The 3,276-nt window shown below is 62.8% G+C and carries 2 protein-coding genes; one reads left to right on the top strand and one right to left on the bottom strand.

Going from position 1 to position 3,276, the window contains the following annotated elements:
- Positions 1-552 (top strand): hypothetical protein (locus B5G37_RS15305; protein WP_158099441.1); only part of this gene is annotated, 552 nt, incomplete at its 5' end.
- Positions 553-834: 282 nt separating this feature from the next.
- Here the strand turns inward: B5G37_RS15305 and B5G37_RS14115 are convergent.
- The coding region (locus B5G37_RS14115) for an InlB B-repeat-containing protein (RefSeq protein WP_204217950.1) at positions 835-3,276 on the bottom strand (2,442 nt) is incomplete at its 5' end.

Below are 3,276 nucleotides of genomic sequence, written 5' to 3'. Positions count from 1 at the left end.
GAAAACGGCGGCATCACCCTGAACGAGTCCCACGGCGAGATCATCACCCTGACTCCCATCGAGGGCAGCGACGGATACCAGTATGCGGGCGAGGAGAAGCTGGGCACCCGCTTCTACCCCAGCAAGGAGGAGGCACAGGCCGCCACACGGGAGTTCACGGACAACCTGCCGAACACCGTCATGGACTATCTGGAATCCGCCGATTGGAAGAAAGAGGTGGCCTCCGTTAGCTCCTGCAAGCAGGCGGAGACGATCACTTTCAAGGACGGCAGGGCCGATTTCGTCAAGGGCGTCTACGATCAGAAGTACTACGTCTTCCACCAAGGCCCAAACGACGGGGAATGGGGCGCGTCCGACCACTCCGGCGAATACTCCGTCACCGTGAATCAATTCTCCCGGTTCAACACCAGCGACAACCCCCAGTTCATCGGCGATCTCACCATCGACGGCGCGAAGACGACGTACAAGCTGGAGGTCATGTCGGACATGACGAGGCTCACGCTGGACAAGGACAACAGCATGGACCTGATCTTCACAGCGAAATCAGAATAGCCGTCCGTCTGGTGTTGGGGATACTATCTCACTGAGGGCGCGGTCTTCCCTATTCCCAGCGCTCTTTCCCTTCCTCAGCAGAGAAAGCCGGTGTGGACCTTCACGATCCTCACCGGCTTTTCGCTTTTCATTGCCCAATCATCCTTCGGTCAATTTCTGCTCAGGATGTTCCTTTGCCTTGTCTGTCAAAAGGAAAGGGAACAGAATGTTGTTCTGTCCCCTTTCCTATGTGGAGGTTTATCAAGCCGGGGAGAATGATGTCATCCTCCACCGTTACTTATTCTACTCCTCGCGGGCGGTCCCCATGGACGTGTCCCCGCTCTTCCCGACGTTCCTGCGCCTGCGGACGTGCAGGAAGGCACCGGCCATAGCGGCGAGGATCGCGCCCAGTGCGGCGGGCAGTACGGCGCTGCCGGTGTCCGCCATTTCACTGGCATCATCCACTACGGGTTCGCCGTCGGATTCCCCGGTACCGTCGCCGTCGGTTCCGTTGTCGCCGGGATCGGGGGTCGCAGGGGTCTCCTCATCCGGCTTGTCGGGTGTGTCAGGCTCTTCCTGTGTTGCGGTGGTGAAGGTGTAGACGACGGTGCGTGCGCCGTTGGTCAGGGTGAATGTGAACCCGTTGTCCGTTTCCTGACGGATCACAGTCCAGCCTTCGGGTACGCCGGTCAGTTCGACCTTCGCGCCCTCCCCGATCCGGTATTCGCCGTCGCCGGTCGGGTCGAAGCCCTCCACCGGGGTTCCGTCCACTGTAACGGTCACGCCCGCCAGTTCGTCAAGGGATGCGATCTGCCTCCATGCGGCGTCAAGGGTGATGTTTCCCGTGACGGGCGTGGAGAAATCATAGGGTTGGCCGTCCAGCAGCCAGCCGGTGAACTCGTAGCCTTCACGGGTGGGGTCGGCGGGTTTCGCCGCCGTGCCGCCCTCTGTGATGGTCTGCTGTTCCACCGTGGTGCCGCCGTTGGTGCGGAACGACACCGTGAACGTGGTCACGGGGTCCGGCTCCTCGGCCTGTTCCCATCCGGCCACGAGGGTGATGTCCCCGGTGACGGGTGTGGAGAAATCATACGGTTCCCCGTCAAGGAGCCAGCCGGTGAACTCATAGCCTTCACGTGATGGTGCGGCGGGTTCCTGCACGGTTTCGTCCTCCTGCACGTTCACCGCGACCGTGTTGCCAATGCCGTCGTCGAAGGTGACGGTGTGGAGGACCGGCGCGGGTTCTTCGCTTTCCTCCCAGCCAGCGACAAGAGTGATGTCCCCTGTGATGGGCGTGGAGAAATCGAAGGGTTCCCCGTCCAACAGCCAGCCGGTGAACTTGTAGCCGTCGCGCAACGGGACGCCGGGATCGATGGCGACCGCGCCGTCGGTGACGGTCTGCGCGGGGATCGCGCTGCCACCGGCGCTGTCGAATGTGACCGTGTGGGTGACGGGTGCGGGCGGCTCGTTCTCCTGCCATCCCGCCGTCAGGGTCAGATCACCGGTGACGGACGTGGTGAAATCGAACGGCCTGCCGTCCAGTAGCCAGCCAGTGAAGGTATAGCCTTCACGGGTGGGCGCTGCCGGTTCCGTGACCTTCTGCCCGTGGTCGATGGCCTGTTCGGGTACGCTGCTACCGCCTGCCGTGTCAAAGCGAACCGTGTACGTGTTGATGGTCCAGTCGGCGGTCAGGGTGATGTTCCCGGTGACCGGAGTGGCGAAATCATAGAGCTGACCGTCCAACAACCACCCATCGAACGTGTAGCCGTCGCGCACCGGGGCAACCGGCTCGGTTGCCTTTCCGCCGTCGGCGACCTGCTGGCTGCCGGTCATGCCCTCGATGCCGTAGTCGAAGGAGACGGTGTGGACGGCGGTTTCCGGCTGGAACACATATTCCACGCTCAGGCTGCCGTCTTCGCTGGTCATGTTGAAGCCCAGTCCGTCCTGCATGGGTGTGGCGGTCCAGCCTTCGGGGATGCCTGCGAGGTCCACGCTGGTGGTGCCCGCCGGGACGGGGAACGTGCCGCCGTTCACCGGGTCGAAGCCCTCGACCGGGGTGCCGTTCACGGTGGCAGTCACGGTCTTCAGATCGTCCTTAGAGGGTGTTGGCTGATCCTCCTCGAACGTCCATGTGACGCTGAGGGAGCCGTCCGGCGAGGTCAGGGTCCATGTGAGGGTTCCCTTCTCGTGGGCCACCTGCCAGTCCGAGGGGATGCCGGAGATGCTGACCGTCGAACCGTGGGGCACCAGCCATGTGCCGGATTGTGTGGGGTCGAAGTTGTCCACCGGAATCCCGTCCACGGTGGCCGTCACGCCCTTCAGGTCGTCCGTGGACGGCGCGGGCTGTTCCTGCTCGAACGTCCATGTGACGCTGACAGAGTTGTCCGGCGCGGTGATCGCCCACACGAGGGTGCCGTCCTCGTGTGTCGTCACCCAATCCGAGGGAATCCCTTCTAGGCTTACCGCAGCGCCATGGGGAATCGTCCATGTACCTGTCTGTGTTGGATCGAAGCCTTCTACCGGTTCCCCGTCCGCTGTGGCAGTCACGCCCCTCAGCTCGTCCACGGTGTAGACGTGGGGCACGGTGAACCGGTAGGTCACGCTGATCTTCCCGTCCGGGCTGCTGACGGTGTACAGCCAAGATTTGTCCATGGATAGGGGCGGTTCGTTGACGAGCGAGACGTTCCAGCCTTCGGGCACGTTCTTCAGAACGACACCGGTGGCGTCCTGCGGGAGCGTCCATTCGCC

Origin of the sequence: Pseudoflavonifractor sp. An85 (assembly GCF_002161235.1) — a bacterium.
In the GTDB taxonomy this organism is placed as follows: domain Bacteria; phylum Bacillota; class Clostridia; order Oscillospirales; family Oscillospiraceae; genus Enterenecus.
This window is presented reverse-complemented; position numbering and strand designations above follow the sequence as displayed.